Annotated in this window: 15 protein-coding genes; 8 read left to right on the forward strand and 7 right to left on the reverse strand. The window is 71.7% G+C overall.

The window, feature by feature from the left end; translation table 11 throughout:
- Nucleotide 1: 1 nt before the first annotated feature.
- The 4 genes from L3Q67_RS34885 to L3Q67_RS34900 form a co-directional block, all read right to left on the reverse strand.
- Nucleotides 2-397, reverse strand: a complete 396-nt coding sequence (locus tag L3Q67_RS34885) for a hypothetical protein (RefSeq protein ID WP_499185670.1) — start codon at nt 395-397, stop codon at nt 2-4.
- Nucleotides 394-834, reverse strand: a complete 441-nt coding sequence (locus L3Q67_RS34890; RefSeq protein ID WP_499185671.1) for a hypothetical protein — start codon at nt 832-834, stop codon at nt 394-396. The genes L3Q67_RS34885 and L3Q67_RS34890 overlap by 4 nt, the downstream gene beginning before the upstream one ends.
- The gene (locus L3Q67_RS34895) at nt 834-1,331 is read right to left on the reverse strand and encodes an RDD family protein (RefSeq protein WP_499185672.1); all 498 of its coding nucleotides are present in this window, start codon (nt 1,329-1,331) and stop codon (nt 834-836) included. The genes L3Q67_RS34890 and L3Q67_RS34895 overlap by 1 nt, the downstream gene beginning before the upstream one ends.
- Before the next feature lie 102 nt (nt 1,332-1,433).
- Entirely contained in the window at nt 1,434-2,561 is a 1,128-nt protein-coding gene (locus L3Q67_RS34900) for a BTAD domain-containing putative transcriptional regulator (protein ID WP_499185673.1), read from the reverse strand.
- Between the two features lie 60 nt (nt 2,562-2,621).
- On the opposite strand from L3Q67_RS34900, the gene L3Q67_RS34905 reads away from it, so the two are divergent.
- Both L3Q67_RS34905 and L3Q67_RS34910 read left to right on the forward strand, forming a co-directional pair.
- Entirely contained in the window at nt 2,622-3,632 is a 1,011-nt protein-coding gene (locus L3Q67_RS34905; RefSeq protein WP_499185674.1) for a hypothetical protein, read from the forward strand.
- Entirely contained in the window at nt 3,632-4,870 is a 1,239-nt protein-coding gene (locus tag L3Q67_RS34910) for a hypothetical protein (RefSeq protein ID WP_499185675.1), read from the forward strand. Before L3Q67_RS34905 ends, L3Q67_RS34910 begins: the two co-directional genes overlap by 1 nt.
- Nucleotides 4,871-4,874: 4 nt before the next feature.
- Here L3Q67_RS34910 and L3Q67_RS34915 read toward each other — a convergent pair whose 3' ends face one another.
- A complete protein-coding gene (locus L3Q67_RS34915) occupies nt 4,875-6,257 on the reverse strand; it encodes a serine/threonine-protein kinase (RefSeq protein WP_499185676.1) in 1,383 nt (460 codons plus the stop codon).
- Between the two features lie 134 nt (nt 6,258-6,391).
- On the opposite strand from L3Q67_RS34915, the gene L3Q67_RS34920 reads away from it, so the two are divergent.
- Complete coding sequence (locus tag L3Q67_RS34920) at nt 6,392-7,441, forward strand: glucose 1-dehydrogenase (RefSeq protein ID WP_499185677.1); 1,050 nt, start codon at nt 6,392-6,394, stop codon at nt 7,439-7,441.
- A 4-nt stretch (nt 7,442-7,445) separates the two neighbouring features.
- Here L3Q67_RS34920 and L3Q67_RS34925 read toward each other — a convergent pair whose 3' ends face one another.
- Nucleotides 7,446-8,396 (reverse strand): LLM class oxidoreductase, encoded by a 951-nt coding sequence (locus tag L3Q67_RS34925; protein ID WP_499185678.1) that lies wholly within the window; start codon nt 8,394-8,396, stop codon nt 7,446-7,448.
- Nucleotides 8,397-8,555: 159 nt separating this feature from the next.
- Nucleotides 8,556-8,918, reverse strand: coding sequence for a DUF6223 family protein (locus L3Q67_RS34930; protein WP_499185679.1), 363 nt, complete (start codon nt 8,916-8,918; stop codon nt 8,556-8,558).
- A 188-nt stretch (nt 8,919-9,106) separates the two neighbouring features.
- Here L3Q67_RS34930 and L3Q67_RS34935 point away from each other — a divergent pair, with 188 nt between their 5' ends.
- The 5 genes from L3Q67_RS34935 (at nt 9,107) to L3Q67_RS34955 (ending at nt 14,227) form a co-directional block, all read left to right on the forward strand.
- Nucleotides 9,107-10,222, forward strand: a complete 1,116-nt coding sequence (locus L3Q67_RS34935; protein ID WP_499185680.1) for a sensor histidine kinase — start codon at nt 9,107-9,109, stop codon at nt 10,220-10,222.
- Complete coding sequence (locus L3Q67_RS34940; protein ID WP_499185681.1) at nt 10,219-10,881, forward strand: transcriptional regulator; 663 nt, start codon at nt 10,219-10,221, stop codon at nt 10,879-10,881. Before L3Q67_RS34935 ends, L3Q67_RS34940 begins: the two co-directional genes overlap by 4 nt.
- Nucleotides 10,882-11,058: 177 nt before the next feature.
- Entirely contained in the window at nt 11,059-12,465 is a 1,407-nt protein-coding gene (locus L3Q67_RS34945) for a BNR repeat-containing protein (RefSeq protein WP_499185682.1), read from the forward strand.
- A gap of 50 nt (nt 12,466-12,515) precedes the next feature.
- Nucleotides 12,516-13,244 carry a phosphotransferase family protein gene (locus tag L3Q67_RS34950; protein WP_499185683.1) on the forward strand — a complete coding sequence of 243 codons (729 nt, stop codon included), beginning with the start codon at nt 12,516-12,518 and terminating at the stop codon, nt 13,242-13,244.
- A 134-nt stretch (nt 13,245-13,378) separates the two neighbouring features.
- Nucleotides 13,379-14,227, forward strand: coding sequence for an SDR family NAD(P)-dependent oxidoreductase (locus L3Q67_RS34955; RefSeq protein ID WP_499185684.1), 849 nt, complete (start codon nt 13,379-13,381; stop codon nt 14,225-14,227).
- The last annotated feature ends 24 nt before the right edge of the window (nt 14,228-14,251 follow it).

The raw sequence follows: 14,251 nt of genomic DNA on the forward strand, positions 1-14,251 counted from the left end.
GTCAGCCGGGGGTGATGCCGTAGTGCTCGCGCACCTCACGGAGATTGGGCGGACCGTTGAACCCCAGATCGCCCGCGCTGACGATGATCGACGGGTCCCCCGTTTTGAACTTCTGCGGCACCGACCAGCGGTCCTCGAGGTCCGGCGACGCGGCGTAGGCCCTCAGGATCGCGTCCATCACCTCGATGGCCTTGCCTTCGCTGTCCGCCTCGATCACCACGTCACCGCGTTGCCAGCCACCACCGAACTGGTCACTGCAGTCCCACGTCGCGGAGGCCACGCCGTCGACCGACATCGTCACCGCGGTGAACGCCTCCTCGCACCGGTCGGCCGAACACCCCGAGACGGGCACCACCAATCCCACCACCACGGCGGGCAGCCACCACGTTCGCCTCACCGAGGCCGGTCCTTCCCGTAGCGGTCGCGCAGTTCACGAATGTTCGGCACGCCAGAGAACCCGGCGGCCCCCGCGCCCACCACGATCGACCCGTCCTCGCTCCGGTACTGCTGCGGCGTCGACCACCGGGGTTCCAGGCGCGGCTCGGCGGCGAACGCCGGCAACAGCGCGTTCACGATGCGAATCGCCTCCTCGCGCGACGAAGCCCGCAGGACCACCTTGCCCCGTTGCCAGCCACCGCCGAACATGTCGCTGCAGGCGAACTCGGCCGACACCACCCCGTCGACGGCGAGCGCTGTCTCGGCGAACGCGTCCTCGCAGTCCGAGTTCCGCGCCTTTCCCAAGCTGAGCAGTACGGCGAGCGCGCCGCCGACCGGTCCTGCTTCGGACAACCGGTGCACGAGCCGGCGCCTGCGGCGTTCCCAGCGCTTGCCCATCAGCGGAGCCGGGCGGTGGCGCGGACGTCCACGCTGACCCGGATCGTCGAACCGCCCGGCGCGCCACCGCTGCCACCGAACACGGCCGCGATCAGGGCGAACACGAGCAGCGGCAGCAAGATCGTCCGGATCAGCATGGCCCACGGGGCCTTGGCGCCGAGCCGGCCACCGTCCGCGACGCGCACGAGCCGGGTCCCGGCGAGCACCGCGCCGAGCGCGCGGCCGCCGCGGTAGCACAAACCGCCGTACAGCAACGGAACCAGCACCAGGATCGCCACCATGCACAGCACCAGCACCCCGCCGCCGAGGTTCGCCGTGCGGTCCACAAGGGCCAGTACGACGACGCCGACCCCGGCGCAGAGCAGGGACACCGCGATGTCGACCAGCCAGGCCAGGAATGTCCGCCAGAATCCGGCCTCGACGTAAGGGGTCCCGTCGCCGAACGTTTTCAGCCGCTTGGGCACGGCCCGCGGCACCTGCTCCGCTTGCACGGTCATGGTCCTGCTCCCCCATCAGAAAACTTTTTGCCGAACGTATCGGAGGTGGCTCGCGGACGGTGTGGTCCGATCGACCCCTTGACACCCTCCCGGGATCCGGGGTCAGGAACGGGTGGTTCCGTCGATGGCGCTGACCGACACGCCGGTCGTCACCGCGAGCACGGTGTTGCCGCAGCGCACGAGGTCGCCGACCACCAGCGCGGCCGGTTCCCCGACCCGTTCGCCGTTGTGGAAGGTTCCGTTGCGAGAGCCCAGGTCCGTCAACACCAGCCCGCCCGTTCCTGGGGTGATTGCGGCGTGGCTGCGGGACACGGCGCCGTCGTGCCGCAGGGCGATGTCGGCGCTCTCGTCCCGGCCGATGACCAGGCGGCCCGTCACGGGCAACTCCCGCTGCCGCGCCCGGCCCGTGCCATCGACCCAGGTCAGCAGCGGTCTGCCGGAGGGCTCCGCGCCGGGTGCGGCCACGCGCAGCAGGGTGGCCGTTCCGGCGTGGGCGAGCACGGCGCGTTCCAGTTCGCGCAACGCCGGTCCCGGATCGACGCCCGCCTCCTCGGCCAGCACCTGCCGCGCCTGCCGGTACCGCTCCAGCGCTTCGGCTTGGCGCCCTTCCCGGTACAACGCCACCATCAGCTGACCCCAGAACCGCTCGCGCAACGGCTGTTCCGCGACCAGGCCCTCCAGCTCCCGCACCAGCCCGGGAGCACCGTCCGCGCGCAGGTCGGCGGCGATCCGCGCTTCCAGCGCCTCCCAGCGCATTTCGGCGTAGAGGCGGCGCGCGGGATCGAGCGCGGCGTGATCGGGCAGATCGGCGCAGAACGGCCCGCGCCACAGCTCGAGCGCCCGCCGGTAACCGGCCGCGGCGGCCGTGACGTCTCGTGCCTGGTCGGCGGCCCGCGCCCGGCCGATCGCGTCCTCGACCGCCCGGACGTCGGCACGGACCCCGGTCAGCTGGTACCCACCCGGTCCGTGCCGCAGCGCGCTCCCGTACGCGCCCAGGGTTTGCCGCAGGTGGTGCACGTGGACCTGAACGGTGGCGCGGGCGGCGGGACGGCCGGTGTCGGAGTACACCGCTTCGGCCAGCCGATCGGCGCTCACCGGGGCTCCGCCGGAGGCGGCCAGCACCGCGAGCACCGCGCGCGGCCGCGGTCCGCCCGGCGTCGCGGGTACGCCGTCGACGACCAGCTCGACCGGCCCGAGCAAGCGCACCTCCACCACCACGGCGACGATCATTCCAGGTCCCCGGCCACGGGTTGAAGCGAACTTGAAGCGCGGTGCGATCTACTGTCCGCCATGAGCACCTTGACCGCACTCGAAGAGGTAGCCGACCGGCATGGCCGTGCCGCGCTCTCCGACCCGCTCGTTCTCACCGGCGCGCTGCGCAGCCTTCCCGTTCCACCGGAGGAGGCCGAAATCGGCGCACTCGCCGCCGCGGCGGCCGCCGGTGCGCCCGACCGGATGCGCGCCGTACTGGAGAACGCGGGAAGCCCGGCCGACGCGCTACGGGAAGCGGTAGCGGCCTGCGGTGGTGGCAGTGGCGCGGAATGGGCGTGCGGCCAACTCGGTGCGGCGCTGGGTTATCTCCCCCGTGAAACGCCGGCCGCCGAAGCGCCGACCACCGTGCTGACCAGCGAGAAACCACGGCGCGGCAAGCGGATCGCCGTGGTGGCCGGGGTCGCCGTGGTGGTGGCGGCGCTCGCCACCACCGGCGTGACGCTCGCCCTCAGCGGCGACGGGGAGAACAACGCCGACGGGCCACCGGTCGCGCCGTCCACCACCGTCCCGCTGTCCACCGCTGCGGTGCCGACGTCCGAATCCCCAGCCCCGCCGGAACTTCCCGATCCGAGCGCCGCCTTCACCGATCCACAGTTGCTCGCCGCGGCCAAGCCGTACCTCGGTAACGCCGGCGTTCGCTGCGAGACCGCCGAAGCGGGCGTCGGTGTCCAGGAGAGCGTCACCTGCGAACTGGGCTCGGGCATCATCGCCAGCTTCCGCAAGCTGCTCGACCCCGGTCAGCTCGACGCCCTGCGCCAAGTGCTGCTGACCGACAACGACGGCGCGCGTCCCGGCTCGATCCGCTCCTTGCGGTGGGAGTACGTGCCCGGTCAGCCCGGGATGCGCGCGGGCATCCCGGTGGGCACGCCGCGCGACGGCGACGGCACGCGGATCCGTTTCCTGGAGCCGGAAGAGGGCCTCGCCCGGCTCTACTTCGACGAAGACGCCACGGGGGTGGCCGTGTACATGCAGGCGAGCACCAGCGAGCAACAGGCGCTGCGGGCGTTCTGGGCCGATCCGGACGCGTGATGGACCAGTACAGCGATCCCCGCCTCGCCGAAGTCGTGCGCCGCTTCGGGCGGCACGCGCTCACCGATCCCGTCGCCCTGCGTTCCGCGCTGAACCAGTCGGCGACTGCCCTGACACCGGCCGAAATCGACGCGCTCGTCGCCGCGGTCGGCGATCCAAGCCGCACACGAGAACTGGGCAACACCCAGGACACGCGGACCGCGGCGCCTTCGCTGGATCCGACGGCCTCGGAAAGGCGGCTGACCTGGAGCGGTCCGCAGCAGCGGCCGCCGACCCGCGAGCTGCCCTCGCGCCGCCGCCGAACGTGGCTGATCACCGGGGCCGTGGTCCTGGTGGTGGCCGCGGTCGCGGCGGGTGTGGTGGTATTCGTCCAGAACCAGGCTCAGCCCGCCGCGCCGCCACCCGACCGGTACGCGCTCGACCAGGTGGAAAGCCGCTATCGTGCGCTCGGCGCCCGCCTGCTCGACGGCGCGGTCCGCTGCGCGCAGCAGCCCGCGGAACCCGGTGAGCTGGAACGGGTCGGCTGCGACGCCGGACTGCATTCGCTCACCTTGGTCACCTACGACGTGGCGGGACGACTCGCCGAGTCCCGCAAGCTCGCCGAAGACCCCACCGCGGTGCGCTCGGCCGCGAGTTCCGGGCCGAACGCGGCCTTCGCGATGCGGGAACTGCCTTCGGGCGAATCCACGGTCTACTGGGACGTCGACAGCCCGCGCCCGGTCAGCGCCACGCTCGTCGCGCCGAAGACCGGGCTCCCGGCGCTGGCGGAGTTCTACGACACCCGGCAGTTCGGGGTGCTGAAGCGCCCGGACGTGCCGGGTGCCGCGTTCGCCTCCGGCGCGTTGTGGGACTTCGCGCAGTCGCACGTGATCAACGAGCCGTCCGCGAAGTGCGTCACGGTGCCCGCCACCACCGGCACCGCGGAGACGGTCAAGTGCCCGACGGCCGACGGCGCGATGCTGGTGTTCAGCACCGCCGCGGACCGCGCGGCCCTGACCAGCCTGCGCGCGGAGAACGCCGCGGACGGCGGGGTGGTCCCCGGCAGTGTCGAAGTGCGCACCTGGAACCGGCTGGGCGGGCCGACCGTCGGCCAGTTCATCCGGTTCGTCACCGCCGACGACTTCAGCCCGACGATCTACTTCGACGACGACGCCCGGCTGGTCTACGGCCTGTTCTTCGGCGCGCCCGGATCCTCCCCGGACGCGCTGGCCCAGCGCTGGGAACGAGGGGCGACCTGACGCGTCAGCCGAACCGGAGCCCGGCGAAGAAGTCTTCCACCGCACGGAGATCGGCCGGGTAAGGCGTGCCGACCCGGCCGTCGAGCACGGAAACCGTCGCCTGCCGCTCGTCGGTCCAGGCGAAGCGCGTGGTCGTGCCCAGCACCGTGCAGACGAGCAGACCCCCGCGGCCGTCCCGCGACCAGGACTGCTTGGCGGGCAGGTCGTCCGGGCACCGGCCATCGGTGAGCCCTGCCGGGTCCGCGCCCGCGGCGGTGCGCAGGTAGCCGGTGGCCGCGTCGGTGTCGTCGAGCGCGGCGATGCGGAGTTCACCGACCTCGCCACCGGGCCGGCAGACGACCTGCGCGCGCACGTCCTCGTCCGCCGGGGAGACCGGCTCGCAGCTGAGCCCGGCCGGCGTGCTGAGGGCGACGCGGTCGGTGGCCGACGCGCCCGAGGAGAGCAGGATCGTCGCGGTGACACCGATGGCGGCCACCAAGGCCACGCCCGCCACCGCGGCGGGCCACCAGCGGCGACGCCGGACCGGCCGCTCGGGGGCGGCGTCGGCACGCGAAGGAGCATCGGCGCGGATCGCGCGGATACGGTCGCGCGCTTCACGCACGCTCGGCCGGTCGGCCGGATCCTTCGCCAGCAACGCCCGGAGCAGGGCGTTGACCGACGCGGTCCGCTGGTCCTCGACCAGCAGCTGCGGGATCGGCGCCCGGTCGTGCGCGACGATCACCTCCGGCTGGCTACCCCGGTAGGGCAGGTCGCCGGTCAGCATCACCCAGAGCAGGCAGCCGACGGCGTAGACGTCCGAAGCCGCGGTGGCGGGCGCTCCGTGCAGGCGTTCGGGCGCCATGTAACCCACGGTGCCGATCACCCCGCTGGTCTCCGAGGTGCGGTCGACCCCGGCCGACCGGGCGATGCCGAAGTCGCACAGGTACGCGAAGTCCTCGTCGTGGTGCTCGGCGCGAGGTCGCAGCAGTACGTTGCCCGCCTTGACATCCCGGTGCACCACGCCGATCGCGTGCGCGTCACCGAGCGCGGAGACCACCTGGTCCACCACCGCCAGCGCGCGGGCCGGGTCCATCGGCCCGGCTTCGAGCACGCGGGTCAGATCCGGCCCGTCGACCAGCTGCATGGCCAGGTACAGGCAGCCGTCCACCTCGCCGTGGTCGTGGATGGCCACCACGTGCGGGGAGTCGAGCATGGCCAGCGCGGCCGCCTCGCGGCCGAACCGCTCGCGGTAGACCGGGTCCTCGGCGTACTCGGGCGGCAGCACCTTCAGCGCCACCGGCCGCCGCATGCGGTGCTGCCAGGCGCGGTAGACCACCCCCATGCCGCCGCGGCCGAGCACCCCGTCGATGCGGAACCCACCGAAGTCTTCCCCCACCCGCGGCGACATCCATCCCCCGTTCACGCGACCAGTCCGCAGGCCACTCTAGCCCGGAAGATCAAGCGAAACGGTCCGAACGAGCACGGACGCGGACCCCTGTTCGGTCGCGGTGTGCCGATGGGCCGAGCGGGTAATCACCGGGCATGGATGCGCTGACCGTGTGCCCCGGCCAGAAGAACAGCCTGGCCCTGTCCGACCTCCCCGAACCCGAGCCGGGTCCCGGCGAGTTGCTGGTCGAGGGCCTGGAGGTCGGGGTGTGCGGCACGGACAAGGAGATCGCCGGCGGTGAGTACGGCTGGGCTCCGCCCGGCCGGGAGCGGCTGGTGCTCGGGCACGAGTCCCTTGGCCGGGTGCGCCACGCGCCGCGGGACAGCGATTTCTCCGAAGGTGACCTGGTGGCCGCGGTCGTCCGGCGCCCGGACCCGGTGCCCTGCGGCGCCTGCGCACGCGGTGAGTTCGACATGTGCCGCAACGGCCGCTACACCGAACGAGGGATCAAGGAACTCGACGGCTTCGCCAGCCGGCTGTGGTGCGTGGAGGCCGACTACGCCGTCCGGCTCGATCCCGGGCTGCGTGAGGTCGGTGTGCTGACCGAACCCACCACGGTGGTCGCCAAGGCCTGGGAACAGATCCGGCTGGTCGGGCAACGCAGCTGGTTCGAGCCGCGGCGGGTACTGGTGACCGGCGCGGGACCGATCGGGCTGCTCGCGGCGCTGCTCGGCACGCAGCAGGGGCTCGAGGTCCACGTGCTCGACCAGGTCGCCACCGGCGCCAAACCCGATGCGGTGAAGGCCCTGGGCGCCGAATACCACCACGGGTCCGCCAGCGACGTCGCGGCGCGGATCAACCCGGAGGTGGTCATCGAAGCCACCGGCGCCCCGTCGGTGGTGTTCGACGCGATGTCCGGCACCGCCGCCTACGGCATCGTCTGCCTCACCGGCGTCTCCCCCGCCGGACGCGGCCTTTCAGTGGACGCCGGTGCCCTCAACCGCGACCTCGTCCTGGAGAACGACGTGGTCATCGGCTCGGTCAACGCCAACCTGCGCCACTACCGGCAGGCCGCCGGCGCACTGGCCGAGGCCGACACCACCTGGCTCCGGCAACTGATCACCAGGCGGGTCCCCCTCGACCGGTTCGGCGACGCCTTCACCACCGAACCGGACGACATCAAGGTCACCATCACGCTGGACTGAGCTGTCACAGGTGCGGGAGGACGTCGGTCTTCCAGGCGTCGAAGAAGCCCTCCTGGTCGGGGCCGATCTGCTGGACGTACACCTCGTCGAACCCGGCGTCGCCGAAGGCACGCACCTTCTCCAGGTGTGCCTGCGGATCCGGGCCGCAGGCGAACTGGCCACGCACCATGTCCTCGGTCACCAGCTCGGCCGCGTCGGTGAAGTCGTCCGGGTTCGGCAACGTCGAGGGGAGCTTGCCCGGGAGCAGTTCGTTGCGCCACAAGCGGTGTGCCGTGCGGACACCGTCCGCTTCGGACGGTGCCCAGCAGACCTTCATCCCGCCCTGCACCGGCCGGTCGCCGCCGCCTTCCCGGCGGTACAGCGCCACCGCGTCGGCGTCCGGGGCCACCGTGCAGAAGCCGTCCCCCACCCGGGCGGCGAGCTTGGTGGCGATCGGGCCGAAGGCCGAGACGTAGATCGGCACCGGCTGCTCGGGGCGGGTGTAGATACGGGCGTTCTCGACCGTGTAGTGCTTGCCCCGGTGGCTGGTCAGCTTGCCCGTGTGCAGCGCGCGGATCACCTCGATCGCCTCTTCGAGCATCTCCAGCCGGACGGGCGGCGTGGGCCACGGCTGGCCGGTGACGTGCTCGTTGAGCGCCTCACCGGTGCCCACGCCCAGGGTGAAGCCACCGCGGCACTGGACAGCCGCGGTCGCGGCCGCCTGCGCGACCACCGCGGGGTGCAGCCGCACCAGCGGGCAGGTGACGGCCGTGGTGATCGGCAGCGACGTCACCTGGCTCAGCGCGCCGATCACCGACCAGACGAACGGGCTCTGGCCCTGCTCGTCCAGCCAGGGGTGGAAGTGATCGGAGATCCACAGCCGCTCGAACCCGGCCGCTTCGGCCCGCTGGGCCTGCTCGACCAGCTCCCGCGGACCGAACTCCTCGCACGACAGGAAGTACCCGATGCTCACCATGCCCACGGGCTTCCCGCACCGGCCCCGGCCAAACCGGCACAGTCACCTGGCGCTCCCCGACCGGGTGACAGACCTCCTCAGGCGGGGCTGTCCGCCGGTCACCGAGCGGGGAACGCCGGACATCCGAGTGCTGAACGCTCGCCGCCGCATACCCGCTCCTCAGCTCGACGACCCGCGCTCCGCGATGACGGTGGTTGCGGCCAGCGCCAGCCCGCCGAGGACGAGCGCGAGCAACCCCAGTCCCACGGCCAAGGCGCCACCGACCACACCGTTGCCGGTGCCGGGACCACCGTCCGCAGTGGCCAGGTTCAGCACGCCGCCGGTCAGGGCGATCAGGCCCGTGGCCGAGGCCACCCAGGCTGACTTCCGCGCGACTCGGGCCCGTGCCAGCCCGCCGATGATCACACCGGCCAGCCCCAGCAACGCGGCCGAGGTGGCCCAGAACCGCCCGGCGGTCAGGGTGTAGGCGTCGACGGCGGCCGGTTCGGCCAGTCCGAAGAGGACAGCTGAGTGGATGGACATGGGTGCTCCTTCTCGACTGGATGTCGGCCGAGCATGTCCGCCGGACCCGCCGCGGGGCATCCAGCGGAGGAAGGCAATCCGCACTGCCGCGCACGTCGCACCAACCGCGGGAGTACCGCGTCCGCGGTAGTTCGCTGATCCTTCGTGCGCAGGACTCGCCCGGGCGCGCGTCCGGCTACGGTGCACCCATGCGCAGGCGACCGGACGGGCTCGGACACGGGGCGATCGCCGTCGCGGTCTCGGCGACCCTGCTCGCCGCCGGGCTGTACGGGCAGCACCCCGCCTCGAGCCTCGCCCCGCTGGGCTACGCACTGGTGGTGCTCAGTGGTCTGGCGCTGGCCGCCTCGCGCCGGGCTCCGGTTCCCGTCCTGGCCGTCACCGCATCGTGCGCACTGGGGTACCAGGCCGTCGGTGTCGACGTACCCGCGCTCGCCTACCTCGTCGCGGTGTACGCCGCGGTCCGGGCGGGACACCGCGTCGCCACGGTGGCCAGCGCGGTGCTCATGCTGTTGGCCCTCCCGCTCGCGATCCTGGCCGCGCCAGGTGATCTGGCCGTGGGCGAAGCGTTCACGCACTCCCGTGACGTACTCCAGCTGGCATGGCTGGTCGCCGCCGGTGCGGCGGGTGAAGCACTGCGGCAGGCCGAGCGCCGAGCGGAAGAGGCCGAGCGCACCCGCGCGGAAGCCGCGCGCCGCAGTGCCGACGAGGAACGGCTGCACATCGCCCGGGAACTGCACGACTCACTCACCCACCAGATCTCCGTCATCAAGCTGCAAGCCGAAGTCGCCGTCCACCTGGCAGGCAAACGCGGTGAACCGGTGCCTGAGGCGTTACTGGCGATCCGGGACGCGGGCCGGGAAGCGGCACGAGAACTGCGGGCGACCCTGGAAGCGTTGCGCGACGACGAAAAGAATCTGCCGCACGGGCTGGACGACATCCACGATCTGGTGCGGCGCGCCACAGCAGCCGGACTGGACGCGACGCTGACCATCGAAGGACAACGCGGCGGCGTGCCTGCGGCGACCGAGCGGACCGGCTACCGGATCGTCCAGGAAGCACTGACCAACATCGCCCGGCACGCCGGTGCCACCACCGCCTCGGTCCGCATCGACCACCAGCCCGGCACGCTCGTCATCCGGGTCGACGACAACGGCACCGCCACCCCGGACAGCGACCCGGTGCCGGGCGTCGGGCTGCTCGGCATGCGCGAACGGGTCACCGCGCTCGGCGGGCGGCTGCGGGCCGCACCCCGCGGCGAAGGCGGCTTCACCGTCCACGCCGAACTCCCCGTGGACCGCACGTGATCCGGGTCCTGCTGGCCGACGACCAGCCACTCATCCGCAGCGGCTTCCGCGCCCTGCTCGACATCGAAGACGACATCGACGTGGTGGCCGAGGCCGCCGACGGCGGTCAGGCCGTGGCGCTGGCCGAGCAGCACCTGCCCGACATCGCGCTCGTCGACATCCAGATGCCGGTCGTCGACGGCATCGAAGCCACCCGCCGCATCACTGCCGACCCGGCCCTGACCGGCGTGCGCGTGGTCATCCTGACCAACTACGGCCTGGACGAGTACGTCTTCGACGCGCTGCGCGCCGGCGCCACAGGCTTTCTCGTCAAGGACATCCAGCCCGAGGACTTCCTGCACGCCGTCCGCGTCGCCGCCCGCGGCGACGCGCTGCTCGCACCATCGATCACCCGCAAACTGATCGACCGGTACGTCACGCAGCCACCTCGTGCCCCCATCGGGCTCGATCACCTGACCAACCGCGAACGCGAGGCCGTCGCACTGGTCGCGCAGGGCCTGACCACCGACCAGATCGCCGCCCGCATGGTGATCAGCCCGCTGACCGCCAAAACCCACATCAACCGGGCCATGACCAAACTCCACGCCCGCGACCGCGCGCAGCTGGTCATCCTCGCCTACGAATCCGGCCTGGTGGCCCCGGGTTCGTCCGGCACCTGACACCGAGCCGTGAAAGCCCCGCCGGGTGGCTGGGCTCATGTCACGAATGTGGCTTTGGGGGCGGATTTCGCCCCGAAAGCCACATTCGTGACATCGAGCCCCCATTTCGCTAGTCTGCTGGGAAAGCGCTTTCCCGGCGCAAGCGAAGAAGCGTAGGCCGCGCGAAGGGGTCCGCTCATGCTCCGCACGTTGATCCTGTTGATCACCTGCCTCGCACTGGTTTCCCCGGTGGCTGCCGAGGCCGAACGCGGGGGCCCAGGCGTGACACTGCTGCGGGACACCCAGCTCGACCCGGCGGCGCTGTACTTCGTGTCCTACGACGGGCTGGTGAACAACCAGTCCTACCAGTCGGAGGCGATCCTCACCCACGCCGGCTACCAGTACACCGCCTGGTACACCGAGAACCGCGGCGCCGTGGTCGCCCGGCGCCAGTTGCCTGCCGGGGCGTGGGAGAAGGCGGTCCTGCCGCACGCGCTGACCGTCAACGACTCGCACAACGTCATCTCGCTCGGCATCTCCCCCGCCGACGGGCGCCTGCACGTGGCCATGGACGTCCACGACACTCCGGTGTTCTACGTCAAGTCCGAAGCCGGCCTGGTGTCGGCGCCCGCGTCGCGTGCCTGGTCCCCCGCCCGGTTCGGTCCGGTGCAGCGCACGCTGGACGGAGTGGACCTCGGCGGGATCAGCTACCCGCAGTTCGTCGTCACGCCGGAAAAGCGGCTGCAACTGAGCTACCGCACCGGGCGCTCCGGCAACGGCACCAACGAACTCGCCGAGTACGACGGCACGACGTGGCGCAAGCTCGGCAGGTGGTCATCGGCCACCGGCTCGTGGACCGCGCCGAACGGCGTGAGCAGTACGACCCGCAACATGTACCTGCACGGTCTGACCTACGGCCAGGACGGGCGGCTGCACGCCACGTTCACCTGGCGCGAGGGCAGTTCCGGGGTGCTGTGCAATCCGGGCGGGCTGACCAACCACGACACCGGCTACGTCTACAGCGACGACCGGGGCCGCACCTGGCGCCGCAACACCGGTCAGATCGCCGGCACCACCGGCGGCTCGCCCGTCGCGGTGTCGCCGGACCTCGTGGTCGACCCGCTCGACCCCAACCACGGCTTGATGAACCAGGAAAGCCAGGCCGTCGACAGCGCAGGCGCACCGCACGCGGTGATCAGCTACGTTCCCGGCCGGTTCACCCAGTGCGTCACCGGCTACGCCGCCGACCGCACCCGCTGGGGCCGCGCGTTCCACGTGTTCCGCACCCCGGACGGGTCGTGGACCAAGCGCGAGGTTCCGATCCAGCCCAACGCCACGGGCCGCACCCGCATCGTCTTCGACCGCGATGACAACCTCTACCTGATCATGCCGTTCGCCCGGATCGTCACCGCCTCCAAGGCCAGCGGCTGGACCGACTGGACCCTCGTCTTCGACCGCCCCGGCATGAACGTCTTCGGCGAGGTCAACGTCGACCACACCCGCGTGGCAAGCGAAGGCGTACTTTCCGTGCTCTACCAGCAACGCTCCACCGGAACCACCCCATCTCCCATCCGAGTCGCGGACTTCCAGCTGGGTCAGCAGTAGACCGGACTCCTCAGGCCGAATCGCTTTCCCTCTCCGTGATAATCACCGATATGGAGGAAGTCGAGGTCGTCGTCGCCCATCACGAGCGCGCGACTCTGCGTGCCGGCGAAGTGTTCCTGAAGATCGACGGCGATCAGGCGCGCACCGACCTCGAGGTCGAGGCGATGGCCCTGGCGCCGGTCCCGACTCCGGAAGTGCTGTGGCGCAAGCCGCCCGTGCTCGCGCTCGCCGCCCTCCCGGGCACGGCGCTCGGCCGCCTCGGGGAGCCGTCGACCGCACCGCCGGCGGCGTGGGCCGCGGCGGGTGCCGCCGCACGGAGCCTGCACGACGCACCGCTGCCACCCTGGCCCGGCAAGAGCCCCGACGAGATCGCCTCACACCTCGACGGCGAATGCGAATGGCTCATCGGCAACGGCGTCCTGCCCGCCGACCTGGTCACGCGCAACCGGGAGGTCGCAGAGGCCGCGATCCGGGCGTGGACACCGGCGTTCACCCACGGCGACCTGCAACTCACCCACGTGTTCGTCGACGGTGACGAGGTCACCGGCGTGCTCGACTGGTCAGAGGCAGCCCCGGGCGACGCCCTGTACGACCTCGCCACCTTGACGCTCGGACACGAAGAACGCCTCGACGACGTCATCACCGGCTACGGCACCGACGTCGACCTCGACGTGATCCGCGCGTGGTGGTCGCTGCGAAGCCTGCGGGGAGTCCGCTGGCTGACCGAACACGGCTTCGACCCGTGGCCCGAGATCGCCGTCCTGAAATCCCGGCTGTAAGGCACCAGCTGAGCTACCGCCCATGCCTGGAACGCATGGCCACGGGTATTGGCCAGCGGTGAGGTGACGCTGCTTGGCTTGGCGGGGCCGAGCGGAAGAACGCTTCTCGGCCAGGGGCGAGTGAAGGAGCAGGAATGCCGACGCGCAGACAGATGCTGACCACCGGTGCGGGCGCGGTTGCCGCGACCGCGCTGACCGCCGGAACCGCCGGCGCCGCCCCGCGGGGGCGCTTCGCCGGTCAGGTCGTGCTCATCACCGGCGCCACCTCGGGGATCGGGGAGGCGACCGCGCGGGCGTTCGCGGGAGAAGGGGCCAAGGTGTTCTTCTGCGGACGCAGGGAACAACTCGGCGGCCAGGTCGCCGCCGGTATCCGCGCGGCCGGAGGTGACGCGACCTACCGGCGAGCCGACGTGCGGGACGAATCGCAGGTACGAGACCTCATCGACGCGTGTGTGCGGCGGTACGGGCGGCTCGACATCGCCGTCAACAACGCCGGGATCGAGAGCCCGCGCGCGGCCCGGCTGCACGAGCAGACGCTCGCCGACATGGCGGCCGTGTGGCAGACGAACGTGGCCGGAGTGTTCCTCGCGATGAAGTACGAGCTACCCCGGATGCTCGCGCAGGGCGGTGGCGTCATCGTGAACACGGCGTCGCTGTCGTCCGAGGTCGGATTCACCACCATCGCGCCCTACAACGCCAGCAAGCATTCCGTCGCCTCGCTCACGAAGGTCGCGGGGCTCGAGTACGCGGCCGACAACATCCGGGTGAACGCGTTCGCGCCCGGTGCGGTCGACACGCCGATGCTGCGCAGAGCGGCCGAAGCGTTCGGCCTGACGTACGAGCAGATCGCCCAGGACTACCCGATCAAGCGAATCGTGCGGGCCGAGGAGATGGCCGCCGTCGTCATGTTCCTCGCCTCGGCCGACTCCAGCGCCCTCGTCGGCCAGGACCTCGATGCCACGGGCGGTTACCTGGCCGGCTGAAGAGCCTGCCGATGCTGACACCGA

It is taken from the genome of Saccharothrix sp. AJ9571 (genome assembly GCF_021725495.1).
In the GTDB taxonomy this organism is placed as follows: Bacteria; Actinomycetota; Actinomycetes; order Mycobacteriales; family Pseudonocardiaceae; genus Amycolatopsis; species Amycolatopsis magusensis.